Annotated in this window: 13 protein-coding genes; 7 read left to right on the top strand and 6 right to left on the bottom strand. The window is 69.0% G+C overall.

Annotated elements, in window-relative coordinates:
* Nucleotides 1-25: 25 nt before the first annotated feature.
* From ACWGCN_RS19410 to ACWGCN_RS19400, 3 genes are all read right to left on the bottom strand, one after another.
* The gene (locus tag ACWGCN_RS19410; RefSeq protein ID WP_452457715.1) at nt 26-1990 is read right to left on the bottom strand and encodes a protein kinase domain-containing protein; all 1965 of its coding nucleotides are present in this window, start codon (nt 1988-1990) and stop codon (nt 26-28) included.
* The gene (locus ACWGCN_RS19405) at nt 1966-3792 is read right to left on the bottom strand and encodes a serine/threonine protein kinase (RefSeq protein ID WP_378993468.1); all 1827 of its coding nucleotides are present in this window, start codon (nt 3790-3792) and stop codon (nt 1966-1968) included. The genes ACWGCN_RS19410 and ACWGCN_RS19405 overlap by 25 nt, the downstream gene beginning before the upstream one ends.
* A gap of 137 nt (nt 3793-3929) precedes the next feature.
* Entirely contained in the window at nt 3930-5099 is a 1170-nt protein-coding gene (locus ACWGCN_RS19400) for a serine/threonine-protein kinase (protein WP_449963816.1), read from the bottom strand.
* 120 nt (nt 5100-5219) lie between these two features.
* Between ACWGCN_RS19400 and ACWGCN_RS19395 the strand changes: the two genes are divergently transcribed.
* From ACWGCN_RS19395 to ACWGCN_RS19365, 7 genes are all read left to right on the top strand, one after another.
* A complete protein-coding gene (locus tag ACWGCN_RS19395) occupies nt 5220-5990 on the top strand; it encodes a deoxyribonuclease IV (RefSeq protein WP_378993471.1) in 771 nt (256 codons plus the stop codon).
* Nucleotides 5991-6092: 102 nt separating this feature from the next.
* The gene (locus tag ACWGCN_RS19390) at nt 6093-7022 is read left to right on the top strand and encodes a TauD/TfdA dioxygenase family protein (RefSeq protein WP_387447527.1); all 930 of its coding nucleotides are present in this window, start codon (nt 6093-6095) and stop codon (nt 7020-7022) included.
* A gap of 68 nt (nt 7023-7090) precedes the next feature.
* Nucleotides 7091-8302, top strand: a complete 1212-nt coding sequence (locus tag ACWGCN_RS19385; protein ID WP_387447528.1) for a CaiB/BaiF CoA transferase family protein — start codon at nt 7091-7093, stop codon at nt 8300-8302.
* A complete protein-coding gene (locus tag ACWGCN_RS19380; protein WP_378609018.1) occupies nt 8299-8469 on the top strand; it encodes a hypothetical protein in 171 nt (56 codons plus the stop codon). Before ACWGCN_RS19385 ends, ACWGCN_RS19380 begins: the two co-directional genes overlap by 4 nt.
* On the top strand, nt 8466-9380 hold the full coding sequence (locus tag ACWGCN_RS19375) for a hydroxymethylglutaryl-CoA lyase (RefSeq protein WP_452457699.1): 915 nt from the start codon (nt 8466-8468) through the stop codon (nt 9378-9380). The genes ACWGCN_RS19380 and ACWGCN_RS19375 overlap by 4 nt, the downstream gene beginning before the upstream one ends.
* Before the next feature lie 74 nt (nt 9381-9454).
* Complete coding sequence (locus ACWGCN_RS19370) at nt 9455-10231, top strand: ABC transporter ATP-binding protein (RefSeq protein WP_378993477.1); 777 nt, start codon at nt 9455-9457, stop codon at nt 10229-10231.
* A complete protein-coding gene (locus ACWGCN_RS19365; protein WP_452457700.1) occupies nt 10228-12759 on the top strand; it encodes an ABC transporter permease in 2532 nt (843 codons plus the stop codon). The genes ACWGCN_RS19370 and ACWGCN_RS19365 overlap by 4 nt, the downstream gene beginning before the upstream one ends.
* A gap of 129 nt (nt 12760-12888) precedes the next feature.
* Here ACWGCN_RS19365 and ACWGCN_RS19360 read toward each other — a convergent pair whose 3' ends face one another.
* From ACWGCN_RS19360 to ACWGCN_RS19350, 3 genes are all read right to left on the bottom strand, one after another.
* Entirely contained in the window at nt 12889-15255 is a 2367-nt protein-coding gene (locus ACWGCN_RS19360) for an ADP-ribosylglycohydrolase family protein (RefSeq protein WP_452457701.1), read from the bottom strand.
* 93 nt (nt 15256-15348) lie between these two features.
* Complete coding sequence (locus ACWGCN_RS19355) at nt 15349-16512, bottom strand: VWA domain-containing protein (RefSeq protein WP_378993482.1); 1164 nt, start codon at nt 16510-16512, stop codon at nt 15349-15351.
* Nucleotides 16513-16576: 64 nt separating this feature from the next.
* Nucleotides 16577-19123 carry a DUF5682 family protein gene (locus ACWGCN_RS19350; RefSeq protein ID WP_452457702.1) on the bottom strand — a complete coding sequence of 849 codons (2547 nt, stop codon included), beginning with the start codon at nt 19121-19123 and terminating at the stop codon, nt 16577-16579.
* Nucleotides 19124-19163 lie beyond the last annotated feature (40 nt).

Below are 19163 nucleotides of genomic sequence, written 5' to 3'. Positions count from 1 at the left end.
GTGCGCAGCCGGCGCGAACGCGCGCCTAGACCAACGGGGCGGAGCGCCACCAATCCAGCACCTGGGCCTCGTCGGCGATGAAGCCGCGGCTGTACATGAGCATGGCGCCGCGGGCAGGGTCGCCGTCGAAGCGGGTGACCATGCGCGGTGACTTCGCCTGACTGCCGTGCAGGACGAAGTTCGTGTAGTTGCGGTCGGTGTGGGTCATGGGGCGCGCGTCGTTGGCGGGCAGGCCCGCGATCGCTTGCGCGGCCAGTCCCGCGGAGGGGTAGAGGAAGAACTCGTAGGTGGCCTTGTTGCCGCCGCCGAAGCAATGCCACATCACCGACCAGTCGCCCATATCGGCGTCGTCGGAATCGCGGCTTGCGGTCGCGCGGTCGTAGGCGAAGCAGCCCGCGTTGCCCAGCCCCGAACCGGCATGGACCAGGTTGCTCGCCGAGGTGGCGGGCAGCATGCGGGGGAACTCGTCGCTGAGCTTCGCCGCGTTGGCGCCGATGACCCGTCGGTCGCTCGTCGGCGGGGTGGTCGACGTCAGCCGCTGGGGAGCGGAGGTCGTCGCGTCGACGGACGGTGTAGCGACCGCGGAGGTTTCGGAACCCTGCCCGCCCGACGCACCGGCGTTGCCGTCATCGCCGAAGGTGGTCACCAGAATCCAGCCGAGGAAGATCACGACGGCGATCATCGCCAGCCAGCCGATCGGCGATCCCTCCCAGCGGGATTTCCGCTTCTTGCCGAGATACTCCTCGGCGACCGAAGGGCGCGCGCCCCTACCCGTCGCCCTGGAATTCCCGGCGTCGCGACGACGTTGCGCGCCCGCGTTCGGCGCACTCGCGTGGTTCGCGGATTCGTTGGGCCACGACGGGTTCGGCTGCGCGGCCCAGGAGGAACCGCCCACCGCCGGCCACTGCTGACCGAGGCCGGGGGCGGCGTTGCCGGCCCACTGTGAACCGGCGGGTCGGCCGCTCACGGCCCACGGCTGATCGGGACCGGTCGTGCCCGGCCATGGCGGCTGTCCGCCAGACGAATTCGGGTCGGTACGACCTGCGATCGGGTATCCGGCACCGGGGGTGTACGGCGAGTTCGGCGGGTAGGTTCTGGTGGCCGCCGAGCCGTGGAGTTGCTGCGGGGGAGCGTGACCGGCGAGGGCCCGCAGCGCGGCGGCGGCGAACTCGGCGCAGGTGGCGAAGCGCTCTTCGGGGCGCTTGGCCATGCCACGGGCGATGACCGCGTCGAGTGCGGGGGTGATGCCCGATCGGAGGGTGCTCGCGCGGGGCGGGGGTTGCTGGAGGTGGCCCTGGATCACCGCGACGGGGTTCGTGGCGTCGAAGGGGGTGGTTCCGGTGAGGAGCCGGAAAAGCGTGCAGGCCAGGGAATACTGGTCGGCGCGGCCGTCGAGGGCGATGCCGGAGAGTTGCTCAGGAGACGCGAAAGCCAGGGTGGCGGTGAAGGTTCCGGTCTGGGTCAGCTTGGCGGCGTTGTCGTCGTGTAGGCGGGCGATGCCGAAGTCGGTGAGGTAGACGCGTTCGGTGCCGTCGACCGATTCGATCAGGATGTTGGCGGGTTTCACGTCGCGGTGCAGCACGCCGCGGCTGTGCGCGAAGTCCAGTGCCGCGGCGGTTTCGGCGACGATGCGGACCGCCCGCGCCGGGTCGACCGGCGAGGGCAGCGACGACGCGTCGGCGCCGTCGATGTAGCGCATGGAGATCCACAGCTGGTCGTTCTCGACGCCCCGGTCGTACACGGTGACGATATTCGGGTGCTCGAGCTGCGCCACGAGATCGGCCTCGCGTTCGAACCTGGCCTTGATCTCGGTGTCGAAGAACAACTCCCGGTTCAGCAGCTTCATCGCGGTGCGCCGTGGCAGCCGTGGATGGCGTGCCAGATACACCGAGCCCATGCCGCCGCGGCCCAGCAGTCGTTCGATGGTGTATCCGGCGAAAACGCCGCCCTCGTCATACATCGCGGTCAGTTCAGCGGGGCCGAGCGCCACCAACGCAGCACCTCGTCGGCCGTGCCGTAGCCGTCGGTGTACATCAGGAACTGGGCGCGGCCGGGATCGCCGGTGAACTGGGTGATGATCTTGTTCCCGTTGTCGGTGTACTTGTAGTTGGTGTACTGCTTGCCGCCGTTGCTGTCGGTGGACTTGGTGTTGGCCGGCAGTCCGTCGAGCACCGACTTGGCGTCGGCGGCCGAGTTGAAGGCATAGATCCGGTAGAACGGATCGTCGCTGTCGCCGCCGCCGAAGCAGCTCCACAGGTGCACCCAGGCGCCGAAGTCGGGTTCGCCTTCCGCGGGCGACGGCGGATCGCTGTTGTCGGTCTCCCAGCAGGTGGCGCCGTTGTATCCGGTGGAGTCGTCGACCGTGGCGGGCACGATCCGGCCGAACTCCGCGCTGATGGCGTCGGCGCTCGGGGTGATGTAGGCGCCCGCCGACGTGGTGGTCGTGCGGTCGCCGCCGCCCGCGTCATCGCCGCTGGCCGCGATACCGATGCCGATCAGCAGCACGATCACCAGGATCACCGCGACGACGATGCCGATGATCAGCCCGGTGTTGGACTTCGACGGCGGCCGCTGCCCGTGCGGATACTGGGCGAAACCACTCGCCTGTGGCCGCGGCGCCGACTGGTACTGCGGCCGCGACTGCTGGGTGTAGGGCTGCGAAGCGCCGGTGGGCGACTGGTTCATCGGACGCTGGGTGCCCATCGGGCCGCCGGTCATCGGGCCTTGCGCGGTGCCCATCGGGCCGCCGGTCATCGGGCCTTGCGCGGTGCCCATCGGGCCGCCGGTCATCGGGCCCTGGGCGGTGCCCATCGGACCGCCGGTCATCGGGCCCTGTGTGGCAACGGGATACGGCAGACCGGTCTGCGGAATCGCGCCACCTGTCGTGGGCCGCCCGGCGATCGGCAGCGACCCACCGGTGCCCGGTCGTGGACCGACGATCGGCAACGCGGGTGCGCTCGGACTGTTCAACGCCTCGATCGCGGCTTCGGCGAAGTCCGAACAGGAGTCGAACCGGTCATCGGGCCGCTTGGCCATCGCCTTGGCGAGCACGCCGTCGAGTGCATAGGACAGGCCGGGCCGGACGCTGCTCAGCGTGGGCGGCGGCTGCTGGAGATGACCCTGGATCACCGCGGCCGGGTTGGTCGCCGCGAACGGTCCCGAACCGGTGAACAGCCAGAACAGTGCGCAGGCCAGCGAATACTGGTCGGACCGGTGGTCCAGCGAGGCGCCGGTGAGCTGTTCGGGGGAGGCATAGGCCAGCGTCGCGGTGAAGGTACCGGTCTGGGTGAGATGGCCGGTGTCGTCGCGCAATCGGGCGATGCCGAAGTCGGTGAGGTAGACGCGTTCGCCCCGGCCCGCGCCCGAGCGGGCGAGCAGGATGTTGGCCGGCTTCACGTCGCGGTGCAGCACGCCCATACCGTGCGCGTAGTCCAGCGCGTCGGCGGTTTCCTTCACGATCTGCAGCGCGCGGGCGGGCGGCAGCGTCTGCGGATCCACCGATGCCGCGTCGACGCCGTCGATGAACTGCATGGAGATCCACAGCTGTTCGTCGTCGTGCCCGCGGTCGTAGACGGTGACGATGTTCGGATGATCGAGGCGCGAAACGAGATCGGCCTCCCGCTCGAACCGTGCCCGCACCTCGGCGTCGAAGAACATCTCGCGATTGAGCAGCTTCAGCGCCGTCATCCGCGGTAGGCGGGGGTGCTTGGCCAGATAGACCGAACCCATGCCACCGCGGCCGAGCTGCCGTTCGATGACGTAGCCGGCAAAAACATCTCCGTTGGCCAGCATGTCTGCTCCACTTCCCGCCGCGCGCCGGGACCCACCAGCGCACGTGCGTACAGCATAAAAGCCGCGGCCGACGTTGCCCGCCACGGGAAAATCAACGAAACCTTATCAGTCGGCGACGACGCCGACGGTTGCCACGATCACGGCGGACGCCGCTGCTGCGGCGGCACGATATAGCCGGGATGGTTACGGCCACCAGGGAAATCGATGGTGCCCGGGCGTGCGCTTCCGCGTCGCGGCGGGATGGCCGGACCGCCCGTCGACGGCCGCGGCGCGTGAGGATGCGGCTGTGCGGGAGTGGTCGGCTGCACGTGCGGGTGCGGTTGCGCGGGGGTGGTCGGCGGGGGCGCGTTGCGGTAGGGCTGCGCCGGGGTGGGCGGCCGGGAATATCCCGGCGCCTGCGGGTAGGACTCGCGGGCGCGCAGCACCACACCGGCCGCGGTGTACTGCTGCTGCTGTTGATGCCACGGCCCCGGCACCGCGAACAGCGCCGCTTTGGCCGCCTGCGCGAACTCGGCGCAGCTGGCGAAACGGGACTCGACGCGCTTGGCGGTGGCTCTGGCCAGCACCGCGTCCAGGGTCGCGGGCAGGTCGGGGCGCAGACTGCGCAGCGGGGGAAGGGGCTTGCTCAGGTGCGCCTGGATCACCGCGCCCGGGCTGGGTCCGGGGAACGGCACCGAGCCCGTGAGCATCCAGAACAGCGTGCAGGCCAGCGAGTACTGATCGGCGCGATGATCCAGGGGTGCGCCCGCCAGATGCTCGGGCGCGGCATAGGCCAGGGTGGCGGTGATCGTGCCCGCCGAGGACAGCGTGGTCTCGCTGTCGCGCACCGCGGCGATGCCGAAGTCGGTGAGCACCACGCGTTCCGGGCGCCCGATCGGTGGCTTGGCGAGCAGGATGTTCGCCGGTTTCACATCGCGGTGCAGCACGCCGCCCGCGTGCGCGAAGTCCAGCGCGGTGGCGGTCTCGGCGACGATCTGCACGGCCCGGCCGGGTGTCAGCACGTTCACGTCGGCGGTCGCGACATCGGTGCCCGCCACGAACTGCATGGAGATCCACAGCTGGTCGTCGTCGGTGCCGCGGTCGTAGACATTGACGATATTGGGGTGCTCGAGCTGGGCGACCAGATCGGCTTCGCGCTCGAAGCGGCGGCGGATCTCCTCGTCGGCGGACAGTTCACGGCTGAGCAGTTTCAGCGCGGTGAGCCGGGGCAGCCGGGGGTGCCTGGCCAGGTAGACCACGCCCATTCCACCCTGGCCCAGCACGCGCCGGATCGTGTATCCGGCGAACACGTCGCCTTTGCGCAACACGCGAAGTCACCCCCTCCAGGGCAGAGCACCCGTTTGAAATTCTACCGATGTATCTCCCGAACCCACCGCCGCGCAACATCGCGAGCGAAGTTGTCGGTGCCTGATATTAGGGTGGCAGCTATGCGCATTGGAGCACATGTTCGCGACGAGAGCGATCCGATCGGCTTCGGCGAGAAGCTCGGTGCCGAGGTCGTGCAGATGTTCGTGGTCGATCCGCAGAGCTGGGACAAACCCCAGCCGCATCCCAGGGCCGCCGAGATTCTGGCCAGTCCGATCGATGTCGTTGTGCACTCGTCCTATCAGATCAATGTGGCGAGTCTGAACAACCGGTTGCGGATGCCCTCGCGCAACGCGGTGGCCCAGCAGGCGAAGGCCGCGGCCGACCTCGGTGCGTTCGGCCTCGTGGTGCACGGGGGACACGTACGCTCCGACGCCGAGCTCGATACCGGAATCGACAACTGGCGCAAGCTGTTCGAGCGTCAGCAGGACAAGGGCGGGTTCGCCGTGCCGATCCTGATCGAGAACACCGCGGGCGGCAATCACGCGATGGCCCGGCATTTCGATTCGATCGCGCGATTGTGGGACGCGGTCGGCGACTACGGCGCGGGCTTCTGCCTCGACACGTGTCACGCGTGGGCGGGTGGTGAGGAACTGGTCGGGGTGGTCGAGCGGATCAAGGCCATCACCGGGCGCATCGATCTCGTGCACCTGAACTCCTCGCGCGACGAATTCGACTCCGGCGCCGACCGGCACGCCAATTTCGCCGACGGCACCATCGACCCGCAACTGCTGGCCGAGGTCTGCCGCACGGCCGGTGCGCCGGTCATCCTGGAAACCCCGGCCGACGGGGTCGCCGAGGACCTGGCCTACCTGCGGGAGCACATCGGCTGACGCCGTTGGGATCACTCCGAGGCAAACCCTGTCTGTCGAACGGGATTCACGGTGTGCTTGATGCATACCAACCGATCGAGAACGACAGTGAAGGTGATCCCCATGACGGTCGACCACGCCCTCCCCGCCACCCTGACGGTGACCAAGCTCGGCGCCCACATCGGCGCGCAGATCGATGGTGTCCGGCTCGGCGGTGACCTGGACGCGGCGACCGTAGCCAAGATCCGGCGCGCGCTCAACGAGCACAAGGTCATCTTCTTCCGCGGTCAGAACCACCTCACCGAGGACGGCCAGTACGAATTCGCGGAGCTGCTCGGCAGCCCGACCACCCCGCATCCCACGGTGAAGTCGGCCGGTGTGAAGAGCCTGGCCATCGACTCCGAGCGCAGCCGCGCCAACTCCTGGCACACCGATGTGACGTTCGTGGACCGCGTGCCGAAGGCGTCGATCCTGCGCGCCGAGCACCTACCCACCTACGGCGGCTCGACCACCTGGGCGTCCACGGTCGCGGCCTACAACTCGCTGCCCGCTCCGCTCAAGGCGCTGGCCGAGAACCTGCGCGCGGTGCACACCAATCTCTACGACTACGCCGGAGCGGTCGACAAGGTGCGCCCGTCGCAGGTCGAGTACTCGACGGAATTCCAGTCCGATGTGTACGAGACCGAACACCCCGTCGTGCGGGTGCATCCCGAGACCGGCGAGCGTGCGCTGCTGCTCGGCCATTTCGTGAAGCAGTTCGTCGGGATTCCGTCCCGCGAGTCCGACCAGCTGTTCCGTCTGCTCCAGGATCGGGTCATCCGCTTGGAGAACACCACCCGCTGGAACTGGTCCGACGGCGACGTCGCGATCTGGGACAACCGTGCCACTCAGCACTACGCCATCGACGACTACAACGACCAGCCGCGTCGCCTCACCCGGATCACCCTCGCCGGTGACATCCCGGTCGGCGTCGACGGACAGGCCAGCACCGTGTTGAAGGGCAATGCCGAGGACTACTCGATCATCGAGGAAGTGGAGCTCCTCGCCAGCTGAACTATCGGTTCGCCGCCGGGCCCGCACGTGCCCGGCGTCACCGGGGGCCGCACTGCGATACTGCCTGTATGAGTATTCGGCCGTTGGACGGTGTTCGCGTCCTGGAACTCGGTAACTATGTTGCCGCTCCCACTGCCGGACGTATCCTCGGCGATTTCGGCGCCGAGGTGATCAAGGTGGAACGCCCCGGCACGGGCGACGAATTACGCAACTGGCGGTTGTACGGTGGCGACACCTCGATGCTGTATCGCACCGTCAACCGCAACAAGAAATCGATCGTGCTGGATCTGCGGACCGAGGCGGGGCGCGCGATCGTGCTCGATCTGGTGAAGCAGTGCGATGTGCTGCTGGAGAACTTCCGGCCCGGAATGCTCGAGAAGTGGGGGCTGGGGCCCGAGGCGCTCGAGGAAGCGAACCCGAAGCTGGTGATCACGCGGATCTCGGCATACGGCCAGACCGGGCCGATGGCCGCGCGACCGGGATTCGCCGCGGTCGCGGAGGCGGTCGGTGGCCTGCGTGAGCTGGTGGGGGATCCCGACCGGCCGCCGGTGCGCACCGGGGTGTCGATCGGTGATTCGATCGCGGGCATCTACGCGGCGTTCGGGACCGTGATGGCACTGTTCCAGCGCGAACGGGTCACGGGTGCGGTGCCGCAGGCGGAGCGGATCATCGATGTCGCGCTCAACGAGTCGATCCTGTCGGTGATGGAATCGTTGATCCCCGACCATCTCGCCTACGGCATCAACCGGGAGCGGGTCGGCGGCCGGATGGAAGGCATCGCGCCGTCGAACGCCTACCCGACCAGCGATGGTTACTCCATCATCATCGGTGGCAACGGCGATGCCATCTTCCAGCGGTACATGCAGGTGATCGGCCGGCCCGACCTGGCCGTCGACCCCGAGCTCGCCGACAACAACGGCCGCTGGCGCAACCGCGAGCGCCTCGACGCCTCGATCGCGGAATGGTCGAGCAAACACACGCGCGCGCAGGCGCTGAAACTGCTCGATGACGCGGCCATCCCGTGCGGCCCGATCTACACCGCCGCCGACATCGTGGCCGACGAGCAGTACCGCGCACGCAATATGATCCAGATGTTCCCCGTCGACGTGGGCGAGGCCGAACCCAAACAGGTGGGTTTCGGTGGCATCGTCCCGGTGATCGGGGACGCATCCCTGCCGATCCGCAATGTCGGCCCCGACCTCGGCGAGCACACCAGAGAGGTGCTCGGCGGGCTGCTCGGGATGAGTGAAGATCAGATCGACGCGCTGGAGGCACTGTGACGAGGCGAGTACACGGCAGGCGCCGCCCGCCGGTGCGCAACAAGTGGGAGCCGCGCGGCCCGGGTCATGTGCGTCCGACGGTCCACCCCACCCCGGCCAGCGTGGGCGACAAACCGTGCGGTGGCGTGATGTGCGTGCCCGCGCGGGAACCGGAGCAGCGGCGGTGACCGCACCGCTGCTGCGTGATGTGACGCTGCGCGACGGTTTGCAGCTCACCGGCAAGGTGCTGCCGGTGGAGCAGAAGATCGATGTGGTGCGCAGACTGCTCGCCGCGGGCGTGCCCGCGCTGGAGATCGGTTCGATGGCGCGGCCGGATCTGGTCGCGCCGATGGCCAACTCGCTCGAGCTGATCGCGGCGCTCACCCCGGACGAACTGGCGAAATGCTGGGTGTGGGTGGCGACCCCGCGCCATGTCGAGAAGGCCGCCGCAGCGGGCGCGCGCAATTTCCAGTACTGCTTCTCGGTGTCCGACGCGCACAACAGGGCCAATATCGGCCGCGATACCGAGACCTCGGTGGCGGCGATGCCCGCGGCGATCCGCCTCGCCCACGAGGCGGGCGGTGCGATCCAGCTGTGCCTGGCCACCACGTTCACCTGCCCGTTCGACGGTCCCGTCGATCCCGGCCGGGTGCTCGCCATCGCGAACGATCCGCGCACCGGCGGCGCCGCCGACATCGTCCTCGCCGATACCCTCGGCCAGGCCCACCCTGGTCAGGTGGGCGCCCTGGTCGCCGCCGTCCGCGACACCACCCCGCCGCGCCGCATCGTCTTCCACGGTCACGACACCTGGGGCATGGGCGTGGCCAACACGCTCGCGGCCGTCGCCGCGGGCGCGACCATGGTCGACGGTGCGCTGGGCGGCCTCGGCGGCTGCCCCTTCGCTCCGGGTGCCAGCGGCAATACCGCGTCCGAGGACATCCTCTTCGCGACCAGGCCCGACTGGTTCACCCCGGCCTCGCTGGCCGACCTCGTCGGGCTCACCGAAGAACTCCTCGCCGAGCTCGGCGAGCCCAACCGCTCCCGCGCGCTGGAAGGCGCGCGCTCGGAGGCCGACGCCTTCGAATGGGTCGTTCGCTGAGAGGTCGGTAAGACCTGCGGTATCGGGGGGATCCCGGATGGCGCGGTTCTCGGTGGGCAGCCAGACTGGACAGCATGACTTCGCACGCCTTGGGCACCGAGGCCGCCGATGCGGCGGCCGCTACCGATATCGCGGCCGCCGCGCTCGATCTGGTCAAGCTGTACGGATCGGGAGATACACAGGTCAAGGCCCTGGACGGGGTGTCGGCTGACTTCGCGAAGGGCGAATTCACCGCGATCATGGGCCCATCGGGTTCGGGCAAGTCGACGCTGATGCACTGCTTGGCCGGGCTCGACAGCGCCAGCGCAGGTCAGGTCCGCATCGGCGACACCGCGCTCACCGGCCTGTCAGACAAACAGATGACGGCACTGCGGCGCGACCGGATCGGTTTCGTCTTCCAGGCGTTCAACCTGGTCCCGACGCTCACCGCGCTGGAGAACATCACCCTCCCGCTCGATATCGCGGGTCGCAAGGCCGACCAGGAGTGGCTCGACACCGTGGTCAAGCGCCTCGGTCTCGGCGACCGCCTCGAGCACCGGCCGTCCGAACTGTCCGGCGGCCAGCAGCAGCGGGTGGCGTGTGCGCGTGCGCTGGTGGGCAAGCCGGAGATCATCTTCGGTGACGAGCCGACCGGCAACCTGGACTCGCATTCCTCGGGCGAGGTGCTCTCGATCCTGCGCGCCTCGGTCGACGAGTTCGGCCAGACCGTCGTGATCGTCACCCACGACCCGCGCGCGGCCGCCTATGCCGACCGCGTCGTGTTCCTCGCCGACGGTCGCATCGTCGACGAGCTGCGCGACCCGACCCAGGATTCGATCCTCGACCGGATGAAGGCGCTGGAAACCCGATGAGCAATCCCATGCGCAAGGTCGCCTTGCGTAACCTCGCCGCGCACAAGGTGCGTTTGGCATTGACTCTGCTGTCGGTGGTGCTCGGTACCGCCTTCATCTCCGGATCGTTCGTCTTCACCGACACTTTGCAGCGCACCTTCGACGGGATTTTCGAAGGCCAGGCTCAGGGCGTGGACGTGCGCGTGGGCCCCGCGGACCGCCAATCACTGGGCGTACCGACGAACATCGTCGACGCGCTGGCCAAGACTCCCGGTGTGGCCAGGGTCGCGCCCGCCGTGAACGGCCCGGTCGTGCTGCTCGAGCCCGACGGCAAGAAGGCCGTGCAGACCGGTGGCGCACCGAGTTTCGGCCTGTCCTACCTGCCGCCCGACAAGTCCGTCGAGGAACCCGAGAAGTTCCTGTCGGGCGCCGCGCCCACCCAGCCGAACGAGATCGCGCTCAATGCCGGTGGCGCCGAGAAGGCCGGGCTGAAGGTCGGCGACAAGACCAAGTTGCTGATTCCGTCCAAGGGTGACCCGTTCGAGGTGACGCTGTCGGGCATCTACGAGATGCCGGGCGCCGAGGGCGGCGGTGTGGTCGCGGTGATGTTCACCGAGCCCCAGGGCCGCAAGCTGTTCACCGACGGGTCGCACGTGGCCTACGCCGACATCGCCGCGGCGCCCGGTGTTTCGGCCGATGACCTGCGCGATCAGCTCGCCGCCGGCCTGCCCAACTACAAGGTGCAGAACTCCGACGAGGTCCGCGAGGACATGAAGAAGGAGATCTCCGAGGCGCTCACCTTCATCAACTACTTCCTGCTCGCCTTCGGCGCGATCGCGCTGATCGTCGGCACGTTCATCATCTACAACACCTTCTCGATGATCGTGGCCCAGCGGCTGCGCGAACTCGCGCTGCTGCGCGCGATCGGAGCGAGTCGTCAGCAGGTCGGGCGGTCGGTCGTCGCCGAGGCGATCGTGATCGGGCTGATCGGTAGCGCGCTCGGGCTGGCCGCGGGCATCGGGCTGGCGTACGGGTTGTCGGCGTTGCTCAACGCGTTCGATCTCGGACTGCCGACGGGGTCGCTGACCGTGTTGCCGCGTACCGCGATCGTCGCGCTGCTCGTCGGCCTGATCGTCACCGTGGCCAGCGCCTATGCGCCCGCTCGCCGGGCCGCGAAGGTGCCGCCGGTGGAGGCCATGCGGTCCGAGTTCGCCAGCGCGGGTGATTCGTTGCGGCTGCGCACGATCATCGGCGCGGTGATGGCCGTCGCCGGTGGCGTGCTCGTGTACGTGGGTGCGCAGGGCACCGGCAAGGGCTCCGCGGTGACCGTCGGTGTCGGCGCGCTCGGGCTGATTCTGGCGGTGCTGCTGGCGGCGCCGGCGTTGTCGCGGCCGATGGTGCTCGTGCTCGGGGTACTCACCAGGCCGTTCGGCGCGATCGGGCAGATGGCGCGCAACAACGCCACGCGTAACCCGCGGCGTACCGCCGCCACCGCGTTCGCGCTCACCCTCGGCCTGATGCTGGTCTCGGCGATCGGCATTCTCGGTGCTTCGGCGAAGACGAGTGTCGGTGTGCTCATCGACAAGGGTGTGAAGGCCGAGTACGTGCTCGCCGGTCCGCAGATGATCGGTGCGCCGATCGGTGCGGTCGACGCGGTGCGCACCGATGTTCCCGGCGTCAGCGATGTCACCGGGATCCGGATCGTCGCCTTCAAGGTCGGCGACGAGCAGATCGGCGCCACCTCACCGGATGGTCCGATCGACCCGGTGATGGACATCGACATGATCAGCGGCACCACCACGATCCCCGCCGGTGGCGCGCTCATCGACGAGACCGAGGCGACCGAGCGCGGGTGGAAGCTCGGCGACAAGGTCACCATCACCAGTCTCGACAAGAAGCAGATCGAGCTCACGATCGGCGGCATCTTCGCCGACTCGCCGCTGCTCGGGCCCATGGTGGTCGATCCCGGTATCTACGAGCAGTTGATGCCGCAGAGTCTGCGCACCAATGTCTTCGTGCTGGTCAAGGCCGCGCCGGGGGCCGATCTCACCGCGATGCGGGCGAACCTGGAGAAGGCCACCGAACCGTTCGTGGTGGTGCAGGTCCAGGACCACGAACAGTTCAAGGGCGCGCAGGGTCAGCAGATCAACACCCTGCTCGCCATCCTCTACGGGCTGCTCGCGCTGGCGGTGGTGATCGCGGTGCTAGGCATCATCAACACCCTGGCCCTGTCGGTGGTGGAGCGCAGGCGCGAGATCGGCATGCTGCGCGCGGTCGGCACCCAGCGTGCGCAGGTGCGTCGCACGATCTACCTGGAGTCCATGCTGATCGCCATCTTCGGCGCGATCGTCGGCCTGGTGCTCGGCATCGCGCTCGGGGTCGGATTCCTGCGCACCCTGCGCGATATGGGCATCGACCAGATCACCATTCCGTGGTCGCAGCTGGTGATCGTGCTGATCGCGTCCGGTGTGGTGGGTGTGCTCGCCGCGGTGTGGCCGGGTGTGCGGGCCGCGCGGACGCCGCCGTTGGCGGCTATCGCGGATCTGTAGGCGGCACAGGCACGTTCGACCCCCCACCGGAGTTCTCGGTGGGGGGTCGAACGGTGTCATGGGGCGCGGTACGCCGCTCGTGGTCGATCGACTGGGCAATATCTGACGGCCACTGGGGTCAGTGCGGAACTAGCCGGACGGGGGCCAGCCCGGGTAGCGGTTCCACCAGTGTTCGGGTGGTATCCCGTGGGAGTCACTCGGTGGTGTGAGGCCGAATTCGGTGCAGTAGCCAGTGGCCAGGAGATCGAGAATCGGGCGCGCATCGACCGCATTCGCCCAACCTCGCGGGAGTGCGGAACGGCCGTACCGGGCGCCGAGAAGACTTCCCGCGATCGAACCGGTGGCGTCGCTGTCGCCGGAGTGGTTGACCGACAACAGGAGTCCGGTGCGGACGATGTCGTGGGGCGAGCCGCCGAGTCCTTCGGCGGCGAGGGTGGCGAAGACGGCGATCGACAGGGCCTCAGGACCGATCCATCCCTGTCCGAGCGTCTCGACATCTTCCGGTGTGGGATAGCGCCTTTCGCGTTCGATCCGGGCGGCCAGCCGGTTGGCCGCGTTCAAGGCGGCCGAGGTCTCCTCGTGGTCGGAGTAGCCCGTCAGCTCGGTGCGGGCGCGCGAGAGGGCGGTGGCGGTGTCGGCGCCGCGCGAGAGCTGATAGATCAGGGCGGACAGGGTGCCCGCGGGCAGCCAACCGCTGGGATGACCATGGGTGAGCGCGGCCGCATCGCAACCCAATTCGAAGATGGTATCGGTCGCGGCTCCGGAACGGTCTGCGGCGTAACCGAATCCGCAGGGAGCCGCGCGCATCACCGCGCCGCTGCCCTTGGAATGGTTGATGGGCTGGTCGCGGGTGCCGAGCGGATTCATCGGTGCTTTCCGGGCGGCCGCGTGACGCAGCGCGGTGTAGACCGAATTCGCCACGCCACGTTGCTCGATCAGCTCGGGGTAGTCGCTGAGGGCGCTGTACAGCGCGAAGGGTTGCTCCGGCATTTCGGTGACCTGCCCGCGCAACCACACGAGCATGCCCTGCTGCAGCAGGCCCATCGTCGCTCCGCCGATGCCCTTGGCCCTGGCCCGCACCGACCCGCGGATCAGCGCTTCTACGGTGAAGGCCGTCAGCTGGGTCTCCTCGGAGATGCGAAGCGGGTCGACGTCGGTCAGCCCGGCGTGGCCGTACTCGTTCCGGATCTGTTGCAGCGAACGGGTTTCCACCGGAGCGCCGAGGGCGTCGCCGATCGCTCCACCGAGCAGACAGCCGTGTACGGCGTCGAGCCATACCGGTGCGGTGCTGGTGTCTCGCGCGTCCCTGCCGTAGGTCGAGGAAGCGCGTGTATCGATCCGGCCGCGGGGAGAACGGGGATTCGCGGCCGGGTTCGAGGTGAGGTCGGGTGGCGTTCCCGGCCGGGCGGACATTGCGGTGTCGAAGCCACGAACGTCGACCGAGACGCTGCTTTCCGGCTCGGACATGGTGTTGCGGACAACGGTCGGGTCATGTCGCCGACCGGCATTCGGGTGACTCGAGGATGTGCGCGACTCAGGCCTGGAACCGGCGCTCGGCGGCAGCGGTGTTCCGGTCGGGCGCACCTCGGGAGCAGAGGCGGTTCGCCGCGGCCCGGCGGTCGGGATGCGGCCGGACGCCGGCGGTGTGGGTGGGCGATGGCGCAGTGCCTCGGTGAGCGCGGTGGCGAACGCGGTGCAGGTGGGGAAGCGGTGGCTGGGGTCTTTGGCCATGGCCTTCGACAGGACGGTATCGACCGTGGTGGACAGGGTGGTGCGGCGGGTGCTGGCCGCGGGAGGCGGGGCGTTGAGGTGGCCGAGCATGACGGTGGCCGGGTTGGGGGCGTCGAAGGGGCCGGTGCCGGTGAGGAGGCGGAAAACCGTACAGGCCAGGGAGTATTGATCGCCGCGGCCGTCGAGTGGTGCGCTGCTGAGTTGTTCGGGCGAGGCGTAGGCGATGGTTGCGGTGAACTGGCCGGTGCGGGTGAGGCCGCCGGTGTCGTCGAGGAGTTTCGCGATGCCGAAGTCGGTCAGCACGACTCGTTCGTCGAAGCCCGCGCCGACACCCGCGGTGTGCGACAACAGGATGTTGGCGGGCTTCACGTCGCGGTGCAGAACGCCCTGGCGGTGGGCGTAGTCGAGCGCACTCGCGGTCTGGGTGACGATCTGGGCGATCCGCTCGCTCCCGAACTGCTGCACCGGCACCGCCGAGGCGTCGACACCGTCCACGAACTGCATGGCTATCCAGAGACGTTCCTCGTCGACGCCGCGGTCGTAGACGGTGATGATGTTCGGGTGGTCGAGCTGGGCCACCAGGTCGGCTTCGCGTTCGAATCTGGCGCGGATCTCGAAGTCGGCGAACAGGTCACGGTGCATCAGCTTCAACGCGGTCAGCCGCGGCAGCCTGCGGTCTCTTGCCGCGTACACCGCGCCCATGCCGCCACGCCCCAGCTCACGCTCGATGACGAAACCGGCGAACACCGCCCCGCGCCGCAACATCGCCTCACCCCGTCCAACGAACCCGATCGTTCGCAGCCTAGTTGGCGCGGGCTCGCAACGCTGCCGAGTCCCGCCACGTTCCCCGGGGCGCGATCACACCGCCGGGGCGTTGGTGTCGGCCCAGCGCGTGATGTCGCCGCGGTCCAGCGCGGTGGCGAGCAGGTCCGGGAACTTGTCGGGAGTGCAGGCGAAGGCGGGGATGCCGAGCGCTGCCAGTGCCGCGGCGTTGTCGTGGTCGTAGGCGGGCGCGCCCTCGTCGGAGAGCGCGAGCAGCACCACCACCTGGACACCCGCCTCTTTCATCGCATGGCAGCGGCGCAGCATCTCGTTGCGTACGCCGCCTTCGTAGAGGTCGGAGATGAGCACGAAGAGGCTGTCGGTGGGCCGGGTGATCAGCGTCTGCGAGTAGGCGATGGCGCGATTGATGTCGGTGCCACCGCCGAGCTGGGTGCCGAACAGGACGTCGACCGGGTCGCTGAGCTGATCGGTGAGATCGACGATCTCGGTGTCGAACACGACCAGCGAGGTCTTCAGCGACCGCATGGACGCGAGGACGGCGCCGAACACCGAGGCGTAGACGACGCTGGCCGCCATCGAGCCGGATTGGTCGATGGCCAGCACCACATCGCGCTGGATCGACTGCGACTTGCGGCCGTAGCCGACGAGCCGCTCGGGCACGATGGTGCGGTGTTCGGGCAGGTAGTTGGCGAGATTCTTGCGGATGGTCCGGTTGAAATCGATATCGCGCAGTTTCGGGCGATGAGTGCGGGCGGCACGGTTGATGGCGCCCGAGACCGCGGCCACGGTCTTGGCGGCGATGCGCTGCTCGATCTCGCGCACCACCTTCTCGACCACCATGCGCGCGGTGGCCTTGGTGGTTTCGGGCATCACCCGGTTGAGGCCGAGCAGTGTGCCCACCAGATGTACATCGGGCTCGACCGATTCCAGCAGCTCGGGCTCCAGCAACAGTTGGGTGAGGTTGAGCCGGTCCACGGCATCGCGCTGCATCACCTCGACCACGGTCGCGGGAAAGTAGGTGCGGATATCGCCGAGCCAGCGCGCGACTCGGGGCGCTGAACCACCCAGTCCACCAGACCTTTTCGTCGAACCGCCGGCTTCACCGGTGTTGTAGAGGGCGGACAGTGCCTGGTCCATCGCCTGATCGGCACCGGAGCTCAACCCGCCGAGCTGTTCTTCGGCGGCGGTTCCCAGCACGAGACGCCAACGGCGCGAATGGGTTTCGTCGGGTTCGGTCATCGGTGCTCCTGGTGGTCGAGCGGGATGCGGTGGCGAGTGGGTGTCGGGCGTCTGCGGAGGTGGGTCACCCAGCGGCCCCCAGGATCGCGGTCGCCGCGCGCAGCGCCAGTTGCCCGCGGATCGGATCGACCGCGGTGGGGCCGTAGGCGGTGGTCGGTGCTGAGCCGGTGTCTCGCAGGGCCTGGCTGATGGCCCGGCGTTCGCCGGATTCGAAGGAGCCGAAGGTGCGGCGCAGCAGCGGCAGGGTGGCGACGAACTGGTCTTCGTTGAGGTCGCGGAGCCATTCGTCGATGCGGCGCAACAGCTCTCGGTCGTGGACCAGGAGCAGACCGCGGCCGCCGAGGAAGCCGTCGATCCAGGCGGCCTTGGCGGCGGGGGTGTTGCCGACGGACAGTGCGGCGGCCAGCCGGCGGGCGGATTCGGCGTCGTCGATGCGTTCGGCGTCGCACAGAAGGCGCACCGCGCGGCCGCCGATCGCGCCGTGTACGTCGTCGCGATCGGCGATGCGGTGCAGGGTGGCCAGCCATTCGGTGGTGGCGTGCTCGTCGTCGCGGGTGCTGATCGCGGTGTGCGCGGCGTCGATCTGGGTGCGCAGGGCCTGGGCGGCATCGGTGTCGAGGCCGGTGACGGCGCCGGGCAGGCCCGCGCAGATCCGCACCAGCAGGCCGTCGGCGACGTGGGCCAGGGCCTTGGTGTCGGTGCCGCGAACATCGCCGTAGCGCAGGGTGCGGGTCAGGCCGGGGAGGGCGCCGAGCAGATGGGTGACATCGTGGTCGAGGGCGGCGGCGGCTTCGAGCCTGGTGATCAACCCTTCGGTGGCGCCGCCCAGGTCGGCGAGCAGGGCCATTTCCAGTGCGTCGGCGAGCGCGGTGACGGTGACGTCGTCGCGGCTCGCGGTGTCGAGGATCTTGGTCTCCGCGGCGGTGCGCAGGGTCGTGCCCCAGACCGCGGCCTCGACGATGCGGACCTCGAATTCGGGTTCCCAGCGCAGGGTCCACGTCTCACGGAAGGTGCCGGTGCTGCGGACCTCGCCGGTGGTCGGAGTGCCCCAGCCGACACCGAGCAGGCGCAGGCGGTGCAGCAGATGCGACCGCTCGACGTCGCGCTCTTTGCGCAGGTCGAGGTCGACATTTCGAGCGAGCGCCTCCTGCTTGAGCCGCAGGGTTTTACAGCGCGCCCGCAGGTTGGCCGCCAAGGGGACCGTCGGAGTGTCCTCGGGAACACCGCCGAGCGTCTCGCCGACGACCAGTTCGTCGACCACCAGTCGCAGCATGGTCTCGTCGCCACCGCACATCACCGACCGCACAGCCTCGGTGACCTCGGACAATCCCGGCAGCGGCCTGCCGCGCAACGCGGCGAGGGTGTCCGCCAGCCGCACCGCCTCGATGATGTGCGCACTCGACACCGGCAGATCGTGCGAGCGCAACACTCCGGCGACCTTGGTCAGCCAGCGCGCCACCGGCCGCTCGGTCTCGGTGAACAGGTGGTGATACCAGCCGGGCGAGGTGACGCCCGCCCCGTAGCCGGACCCGGCCGCCAACCGCGAATGCGTCCACGGCACCCAGGTCAACGCGGCCTTCGTCTTCGGCAAACCCTTGAGCAGTCGCATATCCGGTGCGGCGGGACCGAGCGGTTCGACCAACGCGGGCGCGTGCCAGGCACCACACACCACCGCCAACCGCTTCGCACCACCCTTGAGCACCTGCCGCATATGCGCCTCGCGGACCAGAGTGTGCTGGTCGACGATCAGCGGCGCCATCGCGGGGTCCGGTCGATTCGCGGCGGCCGGGAACTCGAATCCGTTCGCTGCCGAAGGCTTCTCCAGCAGCTCAGGAGCGTCGAGTGGCGAAAGTGCCACCGGGTCGGGGACTTCGGTGCCGGTCGGCGCCGTCGCGCCGAGCTGCGGTGGCGCGTCCGCTGTGGGTGGCGTGATCGCGGCGTGTCGGGCATCCTCACGCAGGGCGGTCATCGCCTCGGTGATGGCGTCGAAAGCCGCGCTGTCGGGCACGGATTCGACGACCGCGTCCCACCAGCGTTCGGCGTCGTCGTAGCCCGCGGCCGAGGCCAGGGCGGCCAGCGGGTCGGAGCCGCCGCCACGGGCATCGTCGTCGGCGGCGAGGACGTTCGTGGCGGGGAGGTCGCAGAAGCGGACCGGGACGGCGTGCTCGACGCCGTAGCGCATCGCCTGCCACTCGGGGGAGAACACGGCGAACGGCCAGAATGCGGCGCGGGCAGGCGAATCCGGGACGTAGGCGAGCAACGCGACCGGTGGGGCCATCGTGTCGGCGGCGACGAACCCGACGAGCGGATCAGCGTCGGCGGGGCCTTCGATGAGAATGGCGTCGGGCCGGAACTCCTCGAGCGCGTGGCGCAGCGAGCGTGCTGATCCGGGCCCGTGGTGACGGATGCCGAACACCCGCGTCACCGCCGCCGCGCCCGCACTCGAATTCGTGTCGGTCACCGAACCCGCACCGGCTTCGGCCTCGGTGGTGACCGCGCGCGTCTCGCCCGTATCCGAGTCGGAGCTCTCGCGGATTTCGGCACGGCTCGCCGGCTCGCCCGGTGTGGTGTCACCGGTGGCCGGGTGGGTCGCCTTGTTGCGTTGACTCATCGAAAACCCCATGTGTGGTGTGTGTTCCGTCCTCCCCTTC

The sequence above is a fragment of the Nocardia sp. NPDC055050 genome (genome assembly GCF_053608345.1).
The sequence above is the reverse complement of the archived record's forward strand: the minus strand, read 5'-3'. Positions and strand labels throughout refer to the sequence as shown.